13 protein-coding genes and 4 tRNA genes are annotated in these 16,757 nt (G+C 45.0%); 12 read left to right on the forward strand and 5 right to left on the reverse strand.

All coding sequences use genetic code 11. The features are described 5' to 3' along the window. Nucleotides 1–227 precede the first annotated feature (227 nt). The 5 genes from thrP to AACS92_RS20130 all read left to right on the forward strand — a co-directional run bounded on the left by thrP (nucleotide 228) and on the right by AACS92_RS20130 (nucleotide 2,223). Nucleotides 228–1,628: a bifunctional threonine/serine APC transporter ThrP gene (gene thrP, locus AACS92_RS20110; protein WP_099109315.1), complete on the forward strand. Its 1,401-nt coding sequence runs from the start codon at nucleotides 228–230 to the stop codon at nucleotides 1,626–1,628. Nucleotides 1,629–1,776: 148 nt separating this feature from the next. Continuing rightward, nucleotides 1,777–1,853 (forward strand) — tRNA-Arg (locus AACS92_RS20115). 75 nt (nucleotides 1,854–1,928) lie between these two features. Then, nucleotides 1,929–2,004 (forward strand) — tRNA-His (locus AACS92_RS20120). 16 nt (nucleotides 2,005–2,020) lie between these two features. After that, a tRNA-Leu gene (locus AACS92_RS20125) sits at nucleotides 2,021–2,107 on the forward strand. Between the two features lie 39 nt (nucleotides 2,108–2,146). Next, nucleotides 2,147–2,223: transfer RNA gene (locus AACS92_RS20130), tRNA-Pro, on the forward strand. A 758-nt stretch (nucleotides 2,224–2,981) separates the two neighbouring features. Here AACS92_RS20130 and hemY read toward each other — a convergent pair. Genes hemY through hemC form a run of 4 tightly spaced genes read right to left on the reverse strand, consistent with a single transcriptional unit; the run spans nucleotide 2,982 to nucleotide 7,160 of the window. Continuing rightward, on the reverse strand, nucleotides 2,982–4,190 hold the full coding sequence (gene hemY, locus AACS92_RS20135) for a protoheme IX biogenesis protein HemY (protein WP_099109316.1): 1,209 nt from the start codon (nucleotides 4,188–4,190) through the stop codon (nucleotides 2,982–2,984). Nucleotides 4,191–4,192: 2 nt separating this feature from the next. Continuing rightward, nucleotides 4,193–5,374, reverse strand: a complete 1,182-nt coding sequence (gene hemX / locus AACS92_RS20140; protein ID WP_099109317.1) for a uroporphyrinogen-III C-methyltransferase — start codon at nucleotides 5,372–5,374, stop codon at nucleotides 4,193–4,195. A gap of 20 nt (nucleotides 5,375–5,394) precedes the next feature. Next, entirely contained in the window at nucleotides 5,395–6,168 is a 774-nt protein-coding gene (gene hemD, locus AACS92_RS20145; RefSeq protein ID WP_099109318.1) for a uroporphyrinogen-III synthase, read from the reverse strand. Then, on the reverse strand, nucleotides 6,165–7,160 hold the full coding sequence (gene hemC / locus AACS92_RS20150) for a hydroxymethylbilane synthase (RefSeq protein ID WP_099109319.1): 996 nt from the start codon (nucleotides 7,158–7,160) through the stop codon (nucleotides 6,165–6,167). The genes hemD and hemC overlap by 4 nt, the downstream gene beginning before the upstream one ends. Before the next feature lie 659 nt (nucleotides 7,161–7,819). On the opposite strand from hemC, the gene AACS92_RS20155 reads away from it, so the two are divergent. After that, nucleotides 7,820–10,405: a class I adenylate cyclase gene (locus AACS92_RS20155; RefSeq protein ID WP_099109320.1), complete on the forward strand. Its 2,586-nt coding sequence runs from the start codon at nucleotides 7,820–7,822 to the stop codon at nucleotides 10,403–10,405. Nucleotides 10,406–10,535: 130 nt separating this feature from the next. Here AACS92_RS20155 and cyaY read toward each other — a convergent pair whose 3' ends face one another. After that, nucleotides 10,536–10,853 carry an iron donor protein CyaY gene (cyaY, locus tag AACS92_RS20160; protein WP_099109321.1) on the reverse strand — a complete coding sequence of 106 codons (318 nt, stop codon included), beginning with the start codon at nucleotides 10,851–10,853 and terminating at the stop codon, nucleotides 10,536–10,538. A gap of 76 nt (nucleotides 10,854–10,929) precedes the next feature. On the opposite strand from cyaY, the gene lptM reads away from it, so the two are divergent. The 6 genes from lptM to uvrD all read left to right on the forward strand — a co-directional run bounded on the left by lptM (nucleotide 10,930) and on the right by uvrD (nucleotide 16,718). After that, the gene (gene lptM / locus AACS92_RS20165) at nucleotides 10,930–11,145 is read left to right on the forward strand and encodes an LPS translocon maturation chaperone LptM (protein WP_241537915.1); all 216 of its coding nucleotides are present in this window, start codon (nucleotides 10,930–10,932) and stop codon (nucleotides 11,143–11,145) included. Nucleotides 11,146–11,181: 36 nt separating this feature from the next. Then, nucleotides 11,182–12,006: a diaminopimelate epimerase gene (gene dapF, locus AACS92_RS20170; RefSeq protein WP_099109322.1), complete on the forward strand. Its 825-nt coding sequence runs from the start codon at nucleotides 11,182–11,184 to the stop codon at nucleotides 12,004–12,006. Between the two features lie 24 nt (nucleotides 12,007–12,030). Beyond that, a complete protein-coding gene (locus AACS92_RS20175; protein WP_099109323.1) occupies nucleotides 12,031–12,735 on the forward strand; it encodes a DUF484 domain-containing protein in 705 nt (234 codons plus the stop codon). Next, nucleotides 12,732–13,646 (forward strand): tyrosine recombinase XerC, encoded by a 915-nt coding sequence (gene xerC / locus AACS92_RS20180; RefSeq protein ID WP_099109324.1) that lies wholly within the window; start codon nucleotides 12,732–12,734, stop codon nucleotides 13,644–13,646. Before AACS92_RS20175 ends, xerC begins: the two co-directional genes overlap by 4 nt. Beyond that, complete coding sequence (gene yigB, locus AACS92_RS20185; protein ID WP_099109325.1) at nucleotides 13,646–14,362, forward strand: 5-amino-6-(5-phospho-D-ribitylamino)uracil phosphatase YigB; 717 nt, start codon at nucleotides 13,646–13,648, stop codon at nucleotides 14,360–14,362. The genes xerC and yigB overlap by 1 nt, the downstream gene beginning before the upstream one ends. A gap of 190 nt (nucleotides 14,363–14,552) precedes the next feature. Next, nucleotides 14,553–16,718, forward strand: coding sequence for a DNA helicase II (uvrD, locus tag AACS92_RS20190; protein ID WP_445286140.1), 2,166 nt, complete (start codon nucleotides 14,553–14,555; stop codon nucleotides 16,716–16,718). The last annotated feature ends 39 nt before the right edge of the window (nucleotides 16,719–16,757 follow it).

Genomic DNA, 16,757 nt, shown 5'->3' on the forward strand with positions numbered 1-16,757 from the left:
TGTCTGTCTTAACGTTACGTATGGCGCAGTGGGCGGCCTTACCTTAGTCCACTTCATTTAACTATCTTCGTTGACTCGATTTTACAATTTTTTATTTCACTGATAAGCAAAACGTGCTTTGATCCCTGCCTTTTTACAACTTATCTTCACAACCATTGATTATTAATTCCTGTATTTTTTCTGTTTGCAAATAAATATAGACACCATAAAAATGGATAGGGAGTTTTATGAGTGATTCGAAACAAGATCTGCCCGAGCAGGGGCTGCAAAGAGGACTTGAAGCGCGACATATTGAGCTGATTGCGTTAGGTGGCACAATCGGTGTCGGGCTGTTCATGGGCTCTGCCAGTACCCTGAAATGGGCTGGCCCCTCAGTTTTACTGGCTTACATTATTGCCGGTCTTTTTGTCTTTTTCATTATGCGGTCAATGGGCGAAATGCTATTTCTTGAGCCTGTTACCGGTTCATTTGCTGCTTTTGGTCATAAATACCTCAGTCCCTACTGGGGATGCCTGACCGCTTGGGGTTACTGGTTCATGTGGGTTTCTGTCGGGATTTCAGAAATTACCGCTGTGGGAGTCTATGCTGAGTTCTGGTTCCCTGATTTACCACAATGGGTAGCAGCTTTGGTGGCGGTTGGTCTGGTGGCACTGGCTAATCTGGCAGCTGTGCGGCTGTATGGAGAGCTGGAATTCTGGTTTGCAATGATCAAAGTCACCACGATTATTGTGATGATTTTGGTGGGTATCGGGCTGATATTTTTTGGGTTAGGTAATGACTGGCAAGCCATCGGTCTTGATAATCTGACGACTCATGGTGGTTTCTTCGCTGGTGGTTGGAAAGGATTTTTGTTTGCATTGTGTATTGTGGTTGCATCCTATCAGGGCGTCGAGTTGGTTGGTATTACCGCTGGTGAAGCCAAAAACCCACAGGTTACCCTGAAAAAAGCAATCAACAATATTCTGTGGCGTATTCTGATTTTCTATGTCGGGGCGATTTTCATTGTTGTAACCCTGTTTCCATGGACTGAGATAGGCAGCCATGGCAGCCCGTTCGTCATGACTTTTGCTAAAGTGGGCATTGCCTCTGCAGCGGCAGTGATTAACTTTGTGGTACTGACTGCGGCCCTTTCCGGATGTAATAGCGGCATGTACAGCGGAGGCAGGATGTTGTATGCGCTGGCTGAAAATCGTCAGTTGCCGGCTTCCTTGCGTAAACTATCAAAAAATGGGGTACCGGTCAGATGTGTTGCAATCACTATTGGGTGTCTGATTGCAGGTTCCAGCCTGAATTATTTGATCCCGAATCCACAGTCTGTTTTTGTGTATGTTTATAGCGCCAGTGTCTTGCCGGGAATGGTACCGTGGTTTGTAATTCTGGTGAGCCAGTTACGTTTCCGTCAGCATCATCAGGAAGCCCTGAAACAGCACCCGTTTAAATCGATACTTTTCCCTTATATCAATTACCTGACTCTGATTTTCTTGTCTTGTGTATTGATTGGGATGGCGATTAATCCGGATACGCGTTTTTCACTCATGGTGGGTGGTGCCTTCCTGCTGATTGTGTCACTGATTTATTGGGTAATAAAATTTATCCGGGAACAAAAACAGGTAGAAAATGTAGAGTAAATTTTCATCTGAAAAACAATTTGCGGTGGGAAAGTGCTGCCTTTATCAACGAAATGAATAAAGCATAATCAAACGCACCATTTCTTTAAAAAAAGCACTGGACAGTTGGAGATTAAATCCGTACTATCCTCCACCGCAACGGCGTTAAGCGCCCGTAGCTCAGCTGGATAGAGCGCTGCCCTCCGGAGGCAGAGGTCTCAGGTTCGAATCCTGTCGGGCGCGCCATTTAAAGCGTGCAAGAGCAGTGACAATGGGTTATCGTGGTACGGCGTTGTAAGCAGTAATAAAAGATATGTTATGGTGGCTATAGCTCAGTTGGTAGAGCCCTGGATTGTGATTCCAGTCGTCGCGAGTTCGAGTCTCGTTAGCCACCCCATCTTTTTTATGACATTGCGAGGGTGGCGGAATTGGTAGACGCGCTAGCTTCAGGTGTTAGTGTCCTAACGGACGTGGGGGTTCAAGTCCCCCCCTTCGCACCATAAAAAAGAAAACGAGTATCTTAGCTTTAAAAAATATTTCGGCGAGTAGCGCAGCTTGGTAGCGCAACTGGTTTGGGACCAGTGGGTCGGAGGTTCGAATCCTCTCTCGCCGACCAGATTCTTAAGAAAAGCCCTGCTTTAAGCAGGGCTTTTCTTATTGTATTTAAGGAAAATAAAAAATATTTTCCTTTCCCTAAATCTCCTTTACTTTTCTGATACTCGATTCTTTTGAAACAGATTGTTTTTATGAGTTTGCAATTTTATTAACTTTTTGTTTTTAAAATTGTTTTAATCTCAGTGTTATATTTCAACGACAAACGATACCCTTTACTGTCTCTAATTGGAGACGTGTAACTATTTGATTATATTTGAGTGTAATTTAGATGCTGAATTGGTGTCTCAAATGAGAGACGGTATTTGGCGTACTTTGTGGAAAGCCAGCTTATTTATTTTGTCTCTTATGCTGTTTTTTCATCGAGTGAACTTTAGATTTAGGCCATAGAGTTATTTATGCGCCCAGAATTGGGTGAGGAGAAAATCTGGCATGAAAAATGCATTAGTAAAATCGTAGATGCTCATCCCACTCCTTATGACAGCATAGCTTCATAAACCTCGGGATGATGTAGAGCTGATGCTGGTGCCTATGGTCCATGTTATAGATGAGTAAGCAATTGTCTTTTCATCACGAACCGGACATAACGTTGAGTGAGGCACTATCCGTCTGTAGACCTGATTGTATTTATGCACCTGTCTTTTATTGTGACAGGTGTTTTTTTTGCCTGTTATTTTCTCTTCGTCATCTTGATCCGTATTTTTGCCATGATTAACGGTGATATCCCTGTCTTAATTGTTAATCATGACAAATTTCTAAAGGTTAAGCTTCTTCCGAGGTACTTTCTCGTTTCAGTGTCAGCATAAAGCCTTTAGTACGTATTTGAGCTGCTTCTTCACGTTTATGCAGCCTATCCAGCGCATCAGCAAGCCAGGCGTAATCATGGGCATCAGGACGCTGCTCAAGGGCTGCTTTAAATGCTGTTTCTGCTTTAGCCCACTCGCCGTGACGTAATGCTACTTGCCCCAATGTACTGTTAAGCAGAGGTGTTTCACCATGTTGCTTCAGTAAATGTGACAGTGATTTTTGCACGACCTCGGAATTGCCCGCTTTTAAGTGAGGAAGCAGCAGTAACAGACGCTCATCATATTGTTGCTTTAATCCGTCGAGAATAATTCGCTGTGCAGTTTCATGATCATTACACTCGATCAGATGTTCAGCCATCGCAACCTGTAGCGCTGTTTCATTGCGGATCTTGCGGTGTTGATCTTTCCACCATGCTTTTAATCCGGCATTGCCTTTTTCTGCCATGACCTGATTCATCAGCCCGATATACGCTTGCTGATGCAATTGAGACATTTGTTCTTCGTCATGCAGGCCCACTTTCTTGATCGCCGGTAAAATATCAATCAGCGACTGGTAGGCTCCTGAGCGCATATATGCCTGTTCAGCCAGCCGTAACACTTCCGGATGTCTCGGTGCGGTATCCAGTAACTTATCTACACTGTTACGTGCTGCATGGGTTTCCCCTTGTGCTAACTGGATACGTGTGCGGGTAATATCGACAGGCAGTTGGTCTTTATCCGCAACTTCGGCGGCACGCTCGATATATTGATTGGTGCGGAAATAATCCCCTCGTTGCTGCGCCGCTTCTGCAGCAAGCAGGTAGTTAACGACAGGGTCTTCAGCATGATCAGCATTACGTGTCATTAAATGTTCAACCTGTTTGAAGTCCCCTTCAGCCAGCTTGAGTAATGCTTGTCTGGTTTGTAAACGGGCGCGCTTACGCTTATACCCGCCAAAAATCCAGCTATGGGTAAAAGTGCTGGTGCGTTTTAATCTACGGTAGCACCAGCCGATAAAAATCAGCAGGAATTGCAGCAGAAGGAACATGATCACTAAACCGGTCACGCTGGTAGTGATATCGTAATTGTCGGTCTGGATAAGAACGTATCCCTGATGCCCGGACAGGAAAGGGCCGAGAACAACACCGATAATAAGAATGACAAACAATAATAATATTTTCAGCATATTCAGCCCTCCTGAGCAGGTGTTTCCGCCTGAACGGGGGCATCTTCAGGTTTTGTCTGATGCTGGGCTTCCGGCAGAGGTTGAGAAGCCGGCTGATAGATACGCTTACGTACTAAATCGGCCAGAATGGGCTGGCTGCTTAATTGTTCAGGCATTTCAATGGAAAGAGGCTGTTTTTCCAGCGTTTTCACTTCTTCCAGAAAGGTAATTGTGTCTGGCAATGAGGTATCAAAATAAGCATTCACCCAGGTTGAAACAGATTCTAGTGAGTCTCGATAAGTATCAATTTGTCGGCGGGGAACCGCCTGGGCTGCAATTAACAGTTTAGAGCGAATATTTTCTCGCAGGTAGATTTCCTGCTTTGGTGCTAACAAAGGCTCTTTGGAGCCATCACGCGGTCTGATAGTGATGAAGTTATCCATAAAACTGTGCCAGCTTTTGCTCAGGTTCTGACGCCAGTCAGAGAGTGAAGCACTGATCTCTTTACCGTCTTCATCCATGGGTTTACCCTGTTCCACTTTATCAACCAACGGTAAGTTATCTACCTGATTTGATAAGTTATTCAGGTTCAGGATGATACCATCCAGATCGACTTGTTTAATTTTGGACAGCGTATCCATATCTGTCTTAATCGCTGAACGGGCAGGCATTAAGCTGGAGTCATTCATATCCGCAAGACTGTTGTCAGCATCTTTTAGCAATGCAATGGCGGTGGCGATATCCTGATCACCCCATATCTTGCGGCTGGCCATTTTCACAAGAAAATTGGCTTGTGCCAGACGCCAGTTCTCAACGTCAGAATTCGTAACAGCAGAAACTCTATCTCGAAGTTCTGCCATGTGGCTGTCTACTTGTTGGATTTGTTGCTGGTTTTTCGTCCCTTCTTTCTGCAAGCCCTGTTTTAACTGTTCAATTTTGCTATCAGCATCCTGCTTATCGACAGATTGCTGTTGTATGAGGGAAGCAACCTGAGTTTGCAGATTGAGGTTTGCGGTTCTTAATGCCTCGTTCTGTTGTTTATTGTGATAATAAAGATAAAGCCCACCGGTGCCTACTGCCAAGGCAATGGCAATTGAGATAGCACTGCCCACCCATCCATAATTTCTGGATTTGCGAGGAGCCTTTTCAGGCTGCTGAGGGTGTTGTGTCTCAACCGCATTAGTGGATTTCTTTTGTTCCGTCATAATGGACATCCCATATTGGTTTATTCCAGCGCCTGCATTAAGGCGTCATTATCTGCACTCTTGGCTACTTTTATTACTTGCCAGCCCAGTGTACGGGCGATACTGGCGAGGCGCTCACTGACCACAATCAATCGGCAATTTAATAACCACGCTTTGCTATTACTACTATCATTAGCGTTACCTTCAGTGCTATCACCTTCAATAACTAAGTTATATAACAGTCGTAACATTTCGCCACTGGTAACAACGAGGGTTTTTATACCACACCGCTGCCAGTAATGACTGAACTCAGCTGAGTGATATTTGACAGCTCGACGTGCATAGCATTCACAGTAGTCGACTTCTGCTCCTCTTGCCCGCAGGGTTGAAGAGATCACTTCACGGCCACCATTACCCCGGAGTAATAAAACTTTTTTATTCTCCACCTGCTGCAAGGAGGGGAGTTGCAGTAAATCTTCACTTGTTTCTCCCTGCTCTGGCCAGAGAATGTTTTTCCCTGTTTTTTGATGAAAAAACTGGGAAGTTGATTTACCGATACCATAATAAGATAGTCTGTCAGACCATGACAGGCTATCTTGTCCAAGCTGCTCACAGGCATAATGAACGGCATTTTTGGATAGCAGAAAAACAAAATCACCTGCCGTTAGCCTTTGCAGTTTATGAGACAGCAAGGGCAAATCCGCCCCCGGGTGAATTGAAATAAGTGGCGCACTGAATGCCGTTTTACCAGCAGCTGTCAACCGATTAACCAATTCTTCTCCTGCGGGGGCAGGGCGGGTGATTAAGATACTCATGCAGGTAGATCTCTCTGATAAACGTCAGCCAGAATCTGGCGGGCACCTTTCTCCAATAATTCTTCGGCCAGTGAAATACCCGCCTGACAAGCTTCTTCGGATGATATTGCTTTATCACTGCTGATGGTGCTTTTACTACAGCTAGTTCTTTCACTACAAATAGTTCTTTCGCCCCGGATGATGTTACTGCCATCAGGTGCGCCAACAAGCGCTCGTAGCCAGATATTATCGCCCTGCCAGATGGCATAACTACCAATAGGAACCTGACATCCCCCTTCCAGACGGGTATTCATGGCTCGTTCAGCGAGGACACAAATTTCCGTGTTTTTATGATTTAAAGGCGCAAGTAACTCACGAGTCTGCATGTCATCCAGACGGCACTCGATACCAACGGCACCTTGCCCGACAGCCGGAAGCAGTAATTCCGGCGCGAGTGGCATCCGGATGCGATCTTCCAGCCCTAATCTTTTCAGCCCGGCAGCCGCAAGGATAATTGCATCATAATCACCCTTGTCCAGTTTGCTTAAACGGGTGCCAACGTTGCCACGTAAGTCACGGATCACAAGGTCAGGACGAAGCTGGCGTAGCTGACACTGGCGGCGCAAACTGGATGTGCCGACGATACTGCCGATTGGGAGGTCATCGAGTGAGGCGTATTCTACTGAAACAAAAGCATCTCGTGGATCTTCCCTTTCACAGATTGTGACCAATCCCAAACCATCAGGAAATTCGACTGGGACATCTTTCATGGAATGAACGGCAATATCAGCGCGATTTTCAAGCATTGCCAGTTCCAGCTCTTTTACAAATAACCCTTTGCCACCAACCTTGGCGAGAGGGGTATCAAGAATTATATCTCCACGGGTGGTCATAGGAATTAATTCAACCTGCAAATCAGGATGAAAATGTTTTAGTTGTTTTTGAACATATCGAGCTTGCCACATAGCCAGAGGGCTTTGGCGAGTCGCAATGCGAATGGTTTTCATTGTCATGGATAATAGTATTGGATAATTGTATTAATTAACGGCAATTGGAGGTTTTTAACCTCAGAAGTGAAAAGTAGAACCGTAAAAATAGATCTCTTTTAACACTTCGATAATGTTTTTTCCAGTTAAGAAAAACTCGAATAGTATATAAATATACAGTCTTAATTGGTAAAAATAATTTTAAATATTAAAATAATATTTTAACTAAATAGAGAAAATAAACAAAAAGATTGATTTAAAATCAAATTCCTATTTGTCATTTATCTGTTGTGAAAAAATATAAAGATGTTTATCAATTAAAATTAATCAAATGGTTATCTAAAATTCACTGTTTACAATATGTTATCTGAGCAATATAGAAATTAGATGAATATAAAATCTATTTCAAAAAACATATTTTAGTCTCAAATTTGTGATTAACTTAATATTTTACAAAGGGTTAATTGATTATTTGGGGTTGTAGGACAGGCGAAAAAGTGGTATTGCGGGCTTTACGCTTTAGCTGCAAGGTGTTAAATTGATCACGTTTCCGACAAATAAGTTAGTAAAGAAATCTAAAAATAATTTTTGTAAATTGCACGTTAACAGGAATAAAGCGTTAGCGGGCGCTGGGCCTTAGTGGAAACTGGCGATTGTAAGCACTGAAACTGAAGCAGGCAAAACACTTGTATCTTTATATTGAAACGCTGAAGCAGCGGCTGGATGCAATTAATCAGCTTAGGTTAGAGCGTGCGACTGACTCGATGAGTGCCACGTTTAAGCAGGTTTATAATTTAATTCCAGTATTATTACATTATCATCACCCAATGATGCCGGGTTATATCGAAAACGACGTTCCTCATGGCGTTTGTTTTTTTAAACCTGATGAAACCCAGCTATTTTGGATTAACGATATGGAATACCAGCCAGCTGGTGTTTTATCTCATTCCTCTAATGGTGAATTGCCAATTGCGGGTATTTACTCGATGGGCAGCACCTCTTCTATCGGGCAAAGCTGCTCTTCTGACTTAGATATTTGGGTTTGCCACCAATCATGGCTGGATAATAGCGAAAAAGATTCATTGGAACAAAAATGCAGTTTAATACAACAGTGGGCCGCTTCACTGGGTATTGAGGTTACATTTTTTCTGATAGATGAGAATCGTTTTCGCCATAATACCAGTGGCAGTCTGAATGGCGAAGATTGTGGTTCAACTCAGTATATTCTTCTACTGGATGAGTTTTATCGCACTGCGGTTCGGATGGCAGGTAAACGCTTGCTATGGGCGATGGTCCCTGTAGAAGAAGAAGCGAATTACGATGATTATGTCACCTCTTTATATGCTCAGGGGGTTTTAACACCTAATGAGTGGCTGGATCTCGGAGGGTTGGCGGAATTATCGGCGGAAGAGTATTTTGGTGCCAGTTTATGGCAGCTTTATAAAAGTGTCGATTCTCCTTATAAAGCCGTATTGAAAAGTCTGTTGCTGGAAGCTTATTCCTGGGAATACCCCAACAGTAAATTGCTGGCGACAGAAATGAAGCAACATTTCCATGAAGGCTTGATTATCTCTTATGGTCTTGATGCTTATTGCATGATGCTTGACCGTGTTACCCATTACCTGACGGCGACTAACGATATGACGCGTCTGGATTTAGCCCGGCGCTGCTTTTATCTGAAAGTTTGTGAAAAAATTGAGAGTAGTGACGGTGCTCAGGGATGTACTGGATGGCGGCGGCAGGTTATTGCTCAGTTAGTACAGGAATGGGGATGGGATACTGATAAACTGGCGATACTGAATAACCGCAATTCATGGAAAATTGAGCAGGTACGTACAGCGCATAATGAGTTGCTGGATACCATGATGCAAAGTTATCGCAACCTTATCCGTTTTGCCCGGCGTAACAATTTAAGTGTGAGTGCTAGCCCGCAGGACATCGGCGTATTGACTCGTAAGTTGTATGCTGCGTTTGAAGCACTGCCCGGCAAAATCACATTAGTTAATCCACAAATTTCACCGGATCTGTCAGAACAGGATCTGACATTTATTTATGTTCCCCCGGGGCGGGCAAATCGCAGTGGCTGGTATCTTTACAATCGTGCTCCGACAATAGAATCTATCATTGGTCATCAGCCGCTGGAATATAATCGTTATTTAAATAAGCTGGTGTCATGGACCTATTTCAACGGGTTGTTGACGGAAAAAACCCGCCTTTATATTCGCAATGGTGATTCTCAGGCAGATAAGAAGAATTTGGCTGATTTAGTCAATGATATTTCCACTCATTTCCCGATTCGTTTGCCTGCTCCGACACCAAAAGCACTATACAGTCCCTGTGAGATCCGCCATCTGGCAATTATTGTTAATTTAGAAACTGATCCAACTACCCGGTTTTCCGATCAGATTGTGCATTTTGATTTCAGAAAATTAGATATCCTGAGTTTTGGTGAATCACAACAGTGTATGGTGAGCAGCATTGATCTGCTTTACCGTAATTCATGGAATGAAGTGAGAACGCTGCATTTTAATGGTGAACAATCCATGCTGGAAGCGCTGAAAACCATTCTGGGCAAAATGCATCGTGACGCCGCACCTCCAGCGAGCGTTGAAGTCTTTTGTTACAGTCGGCACTTGCGTGGGTTGATTTGTACCCGTGTCAGGCAATTGGTTTCAGAGTGTATCGAATTACGTCTTTCCAGTAACCGTCAGGATCTTGATCGCTGTAAGGTATTACGTATTTCCGGTCAAACTTGGGGGCTGTTTTTTGAACGGTTGAATGTCTCAGTACAAAAACTGGAAAATGCGGTTGAGTTTTACAATGCAATTTCAAATACCAAGCTGCATGGTTTACCGATTAGAGTTGATAACAAAGACAAACAGCTACCTTCTATTATTGATGGGTTTGCCTGCGAGGGAATAATTCAGTTTTTCTTTGAGAATATTGAGGGCACTCAGGGTTTTAACATTTATATTCTTGATGAATCAAATAAGGTAGAGATCTACCCTCATTGTGAAGGAAGTAAAGAAGAGCTGGTACGTGATGTCAGCCGTTTTTATTCTTCATCCCATGATCGATTCACTTATGGTTCCAGTTTTATCAATTTTAACCTGCCACAGTTCTATCAGATCATAAAGAAGGGTGAACGTACTCATGTAGCTCCATTTATGGATGGGCAGTCACTGCTGGATCATGAGACAGATAGTGTTACCGTGCTGGAGACGGGTGAAGCTATCAGGGCGAATAGTCAGTACCATTCTTGCCACTATTGAATTCAATGAGCTATCGCTGGAATAGCCGGGCGTTTGTCATACATATTTGTCATAAAAGTGCCGTATTTTCGATACGGCACAAATGCCGATAATTGCAGCTCTATATAAAAGCTAGCTAAATAGCAACGAGCTAAAACAGGAAAGGCTCGCCGCTCTGCTCGGTGATTGCTTGTCCCAACATAGAAAGAAAGTCGTTGCCACTACGGTCGCAAATCCATTGGTTATCGCGATAATCGAAGTGATAACCTCCATTTTTAGTTGCCAGCCAGATTTGATGAAAAGGTTCCTGTCGATTGATAATGATTTTGCTACCATTATCAAAACTCAGCGTCATGACACCGCCATTGGTTTCACAGTCAATATCTGCATCACCTTCATAATTATCCAATTGTTCTTCAATGTGTGACATCAATTGATCGGCCAATTGATGAAATTCGCTATCGTTCATATTCATTTCCTATTTGCTTTTCAGGGCCTAACTGCGATTATAGAGAGTATTGGCGTATGAATCACAGGCATTAATTATGATGAACAAACAATTCCGTTGGTCACTTGCTATCATAACATTACTCTCTGTTACAGGTTGTGGCCTGAAAGGTCCTCTCTACTTCCCTCCGGCAGAGCCAGCGGCACCTCAGGTTTCAGTTAATAAAACACAGCCTGCGGGTCATGTTTCTCAGGACAGCACGTCTAATAAAAACGATACTTCTAAAAACAATATCTCAGCGAGTGCCCAATAAGCGTGAGCTGGTAATGGGCTTTCATTGGAGTGGTATATGCAATTCTCCAAAATGCATGGTCTTGGCAATGATTTCATGGTTGTTGATGCAGTAACCCAGAATGTTTATTTTTCACCGGAATTAATCTGCCGGTTGTCAGATAGACATACTGGCGTAGGATTTGATCAACTGCTGGTTGTTGAAGCACCCTATGATCCTGATTTAGATTTTCATTATCGTATTTTTAACGCGGATGGCAGTGAAGTATCTCAATGTGGCAATGGGGCGCGTTGTTTTGCCCGTTTTGTTCGTTTACGGGGATTGACGAATAAGCGTGATATTAAAGTCAGTACACAGGCAGGCCAAATGGTACTGAGCATCAATCATGATGATCAGGTCTGTGTCAATATGGGGGAACCGGTCTTTGAGCCTCAGTCTGTTCCCTTTCGCGCGAATAAAGCCGAGAAAACTTATATCATCCGGGTCATGGAGCGCACTGTGCTCTGCGGTGTCGTATCAATGGGGAATCCCCACTGTGTTATTCAGGTTGATAATGTGGACACGGCAGATGTTGAGGTACTCGGCCCTGTTCTGGAACGTCATGAACGTTTTCCTGAGAGAGTAAACGTTGGTTTTATGCAGGTCGTAAATCGTAACCATATCCGTTTACGTGTATTTGAACGGGGTGCCGGAGAAACCCGGGCATGCGGCAGTGGCGCGTGTGCGGCTGTTGCGATTGGTATTCAGCAAGGTCTGCTGGATAAACAGGTCCGTGTTGATTTGCCCGGTGGTTCTTTGCAAATTCGTTGGGATGGGCCGGGGCAGCCACTTTATAAGACCGGGCCTGCAACTCACGTTTATGACGGTACAATTCACTTGTAATTGTGAAATATAAGGCATTGGAAAATGGGTAAAGAAAACGAACCATTACATACTGAAAGCATGTTGGATGATCAGATGGTGGTGGATTATCTGCTGAATAACCCCAATTTTTTTATCCGTAATGCTAATGCAGTTGACAGGATACAGGTTCCTCATCCGGTACGTGAATGTGTTTCTCTGATGGAATGGCATATGAACCGTCAGAGAAAACGGATCGGTTATCTGGAAGACGATCTGGTACATCTGGTGGAGCAGGCAAAACAGAATGAGATCCTGTTTAACCGCCTGCTGCAATTGCTTGCTGAACTTTCTGCTGCCGAAAGTTTGCAGGGTTTTCTTTCCCATTTGAGTGCCTGGGCTAAAACACTGGGTCTGAGTAACTGCTATATCCGGCTTTTTTCTGATAAGTGGTTGCTTGGTGCTCCTCTGAATGCACCGGATTTGCCAATATCCCGTAATGCTTTTGAGTCTGTCCGTATTCAACGATTCGGCGACAGTAACCATTATCTTGGGCGGTTACATGGCCCGGAAATTTTACTGTTGATGCCTCAGGCCCGTCATGTCGGTTCTGTCGCAGTGTCTCTTTTAGGAATGCAGGGAGAGCTGGGCATGGTGATCTTCAATAGTCATGACAAGCAACATTATTACGAGGGCATGGGAACGGATCTGCTGGATCAGTTAGCTAAACTATTACCGGGGTTGCTGTCCCGTTGGATCGAGCGAGCATGAGCCAACCAATTGATTCACTCCTTGAGCCAGTAGAGGCTTTCCTGCATTACCTGCGGGTTGAGCGCCGTTTAAGCCCGATAACAATAATCAACTATCGTCGGCATTTGGCGGTGCTGGCCGAAATGTCGCTGGAAATGGGAATAACCGAGTGGCAGGCACTTGATGTTACCAAAGTCAGAATGTTCGCTACCCGTAGTCGTCGGGCTGGATTACAGTCTGCCAGCCTTGCCTTGCGTCTTTCTTCCTTGCGCAGTTTTCTTGACTGGATGGTAACGCAGGGAAAAATGGAAGCTAACCCGGCTAAAGTTGTTAGCACGCCACGTAAAAAACAGCATCTACCTAAGAACATGGATGTCGATGAGGTAAATCAGCTCCTCAATATTGACCTGAATGATCCGTTGTCCGTGCGTGACAGAACAATGATGGAAGTCATGTATGGGGCGGGCTTACGTTTGTCAGAGCTGGTTGGGCTGGATTGCCGGCATCTGGATTTGGAAAACGGTGAAGTCTGGGTATATGGTAAGGGCAGTAAGGAGCGTAAAGTCCCTGTCGGCAGAACTGCACTGGAATGGCTGCAACGCTGGCTGGTAATGCGGGAATTGTTTGAACCGGAAGATAATGCTGTTTTCATTTCTACCCAAAGTGGTAAACGGATGTCTACTCGCAATGTGCAAAAGCGATTTGAACAATGGGGAATTCGTCAGGGAGTAAACAGCCATATTCATCCCCATAAACTGCGTCATTCGTTTGCGACACATATTCTGGAATCCAGTGGTGATCTCCGAGCAGTGCAGGAGCTGTTGGGCCATGCAAATTTATCGACTACCCAAATATACACCCATCTGGATTTTCAACACTTAGCCAAAGTTTATGATGTGGCTCACCCCAGAGCAAAAAGAGGGAAATCATAATGCGTTTTTATCGGCCTCTCACGCCGTTTGCGGCGATGACATTCGATCTGGATGATACACTTTACGATAATCATCCCGTTATCGACAGAACCGAAAAAGAAGTATTGTGTTTTATCAGGCAGTACGATAGCAAATTCAGCCATTTTTGCCGTGAAGATCTGTATGTATACCGTCAGGCGGTGCTTGAGATGGAGCCTGAAATATACCACGATGTGACATTATGGCGTCGACAATCTGCCGAGCTGATGTTCAGCTACCATGGTTTTAATCGTGAAGAAGCAGTACGTGGTGCGGATGAGATTATGTCCTGTTTCACTTATTGGCGTAATCAGATTACAGTACCGGAATCCACGCATAACACTTTATCGGTACTGGCAGAAAAAATACCGCTGGTGGCGATCACGAATGGTAATGCAGAACCCGCTGAATGTGGTCTGGCCCCTTATTTCAAATTTGTACTCAAAGCCGGCGTGGACGGGCGTTCTAAACCTTACCCGGATATGTACCATCTGGCGGCTGAACGGCTGGCATTGCCGGCAAATCAAATCCTGCATGTTGGTGATAATTTGCAGACAGACGTTGAAGGCGCGATTCGCAGTGGTATGCAGGCTTGCTGGATCAATATTGAAAATAAAAATCTCATGCAGGAACCGGAAGGGCGACTGGTTCCACATGTTGAGATTTCTGACTTGGATTCTCTGATCGCACTGATATAATTTCAGACTGTAAATCTATATATACCCAATGGATTTCGAGTTGCATCGCGGCGGCAAGGGAGAGAGCCCCCAGGAGCATAAATAACTATGTGACTGGGGTGAACGAGCGTAGCCAACAAAGAGGCAGCTTGAAAGACGAAGGGTATAGAAAAACAGTGACAGCGGTCATTGCTAACAACTGATGGTAATTATGGACGTCTCTTATCTGCTCGAAAGCCTGAATGATAAACAACGTGAAGCCGTTGCAGCACCCCGTACCAATATGCTGGTACTGGCGGGAGCCGGTAGTGGTAAAACCCGCGTATTGGTGCACCGGATCGCCTGGTTACTGTCAGTTGAACATGCCTCACCTTTTTCCATTATGGCGGTGACATTTACCAATAAAGCCGCAGCGGAAATGCGCCATCGTATTGAAAACCTGATCGGCACCAGTCAGGGCGGTATGTGGATTGGAACATTCCATAGTCTGGCTCATCGTTTACTGCGGGCCCATCATTTAGATGCCAATCTGCCTCAGGACTTTCAGATTCTTGACAGTGATGATCAGCTGCGTCTGATCAAGCGGATCATTAAGGCGATGAATCTGGATGACAAACAGTGGCCTGCACGTCAGGGCATGTGGTACATCAACGGTAAAAAAGATGAAGGCCTGCGTCCTCGCCACATTGAAAGCTACGGCAATCCGGTAGAAGTTACATGGCTGAAAATATATCAGGCCTATCAGGAAGCCTGCGATCGGGCCGGTTTAGTGGATTTTGCTGAGCTGCTGTTACGCGCTCATGAGCTGTGGCTGAATAAACCGCAAATATTGCAACATTATCGCGATCGTTTTACTAATATTCTGGTAGACGAATTTCAGGATACCAACAGTATTCAATACGCATGGATACGCCTGTTAGCAGGCGATTTAGGCAGAGTCATGATCGTGGGTGATGATGATCAGTCTATTTATGGCTGGAGAGGGGCGCAGGTCGAAAACATCCAGCGTTTCCTGAAGGATTTTCCCGCTGCGCAAACTATTCGTCTGGAACAAAATTACCGTTCTACCAGTAACATACTTAAAGCCGCTAATGCCCTGATTGCACATAACAGCGATCGTCTGGGTAAAAATCTGTGGACAGAAGGCAGTGAAGGAGAACCTATCTCACTTTACTCGGCTTTTAATGAATTAGATGAGGCACGTTATGTGGTCAGTCGCCTGAAGAACTGGCTGGATAACGGAGGTGCTTTGAAAGAGTGCGCTATCCTGTATCGCAGTAATGCTCAGTCCCGTGTATTGGAAGAAGCATTGTTACAGGCTTCCATGCCTTACCGGATCTATGGTGGCCAGCGCTTCTTCGAACGGCAGGAAATCAAAGATGCGTTGTCTTATCTGCGCTTAGTGGCAAACCGTAATGATGACGCGGCTTTTGAGAGAGTAGTGAATACGCCGACCCGGGGAATTGGCGACAGAACCCTTGATGTTGTGCGCCAGATGGCGCGGGATCAGCAGAAGACACTCTGGGAAAGCAGTCAATTGTTGATTCAGGAAAAGGTACTGGCAGGCCGGGCGGCATCAGCTTTACAGCGTTTTATCGAATTAATTAACGCACTGGAAACGGAAACACAGGAAATGTCGCTGCATGTGCAGACTGATCGGGTTATCCGGGATTCTGGCCTGTGGGCAATGTACCAACAGGAAAAAGGTGAGAAAGCACAGGCGCGTATCGAAAACCTTGAGGAGCTGGTTACTGCGACCCGTCAGTTCAGCTATCAGGATGAAGACGAAGATATGATGCCGTTGCAGGCTTTTCTGTCTCACGCGGCGCTTGAAGCAGGTGAAGGGCAGGCTGATGCCTATCAGGATTCTGTCCAGCTGATGACCCTGCATTCGGCAAAAGGGCTCGAATTCAGGCAGGTCTTTATTGTTGGCATGGAAGAGGGGATGTTTCCAAGCCAAATGTCCATTGATGAAGGAGGGCGTCTGGAAGAAGAGCGCCGTCTGGCTTATGTCGGTGTGACAAGGGCAATGGAAAAACTGACGCTGACTTATGCTGAAAGTCGCCGTTTATATGGTAAAGAGGTGTACCATCGCCCATCGCGTTTTGTCGGTGAGTTACCGACAGAATGTGTCACTGAAGTTCGTCTGAGGGCAACAGTATCCCGACCGGTTAGCCATAAGCGGCTGGGAACACCGATCAGTGCCAATGATAGTGGCTACGCTTTAGGGCAACGAGTCCGCCATCCTAAATTCGGTGAAGGAACGATTGTTAATATTGAAGGCAGTGGGGAGCATTGCCGTTTGCAGATCGCGTTTCAGGGTGAAGGCATCAAGTGGCTGGTCGCCGCTTATGCCAGACTTGAAACCGGCCAATAATAATCCGGTCGAATGTTGACAGGCTTTTTCTTCTAGACC

The organism is Xenorhabdus sp. KJ12.1 (assembly GCF_963876495.1).
Taxonomy (GTDB): Bacteria; Pseudomonadota; Gammaproteobacteria; order Enterobacterales; family Enterobacteriaceae; genus Xenorhabdus; species Xenorhabdus stockiae.

Bases quoted from the DNA above. Each gene is read 5' to 3' on its own strand.
- thrP (WP_099109315.1), top strand. From the start codon at position 228: ATGAGTGATTCGAAACAAGATCTGCCCGAGCAGGGGCTGCAAAGAGGA.
- hemY (WP_099109316.1), bottom strand. From the start codon at position 4,190: ATGCTGAAAATATTATTATTGTTTGTCATTCTTATTATCGGTGTTGTT.
- hemX (WP_099109317.1), bottom strand. From the start codon at position 5,374: ATGACGGAACAAAAGAAATCCACTAATGCGGTTGAGACACAACACCCT.
- hemD (WP_099109318.1), bottom strand. From the start codon at position 6,168: ATGAGTATCTTAATCACCCGCCCTGCCCCCGCAGGAGAAGAATTGGTT.
- hemC (WP_099109319.1), bottom strand. From the start codon at position 7,160: ATGACAATGAAAACCATTCGCATTGCGACTCGCCAAAGCCCTCTGGCT.
- cyaY (WP_099109321.1), bottom strand. From the start codon at position 10,853: ATGAACGATAGCGAATTTCATCAATTGGCCGATCAATTGATGTCACAC.
- lptM (WP_241537915.1), top strand. From the start codon at position 10,930: ATGATGAACAAACAATTCCGTTGGTCACTTGCTATCATAACATTACTC.
- dapF (WP_099109322.1), top strand. From the start codon at position 11,182: ATGCAATTCTCCAAAATGCATGGTCTTGGCAATGATTTCATGGTTGTT.
- AACS92_RS20175 (WP_099109323.1), top strand. From the start codon at position 12,031: ATGGGTAAAGAAAACGAACCATTACATACTGAAAGCATGTTGGATGAT.
- xerC (WP_099109324.1), top strand. From the start codon at position 12,732: ATGAGCCAACCAATTGATTCACTCCTTGAGCCAGTAGAGGCTTTCCTG.
- yigB (WP_099109325.1), top strand. From the start codon at position 13,646: ATGCGTTTTTATCGGCCTCTCACGCCGTTTGCGGCGATGACATTCGAT.
- uvrD (WP_445286140.1), top strand. From the start codon at position 14,553: ATGGACGTCTCTTATCTGCTCGAAAGCCTGAATGATAAACAACGTGAA.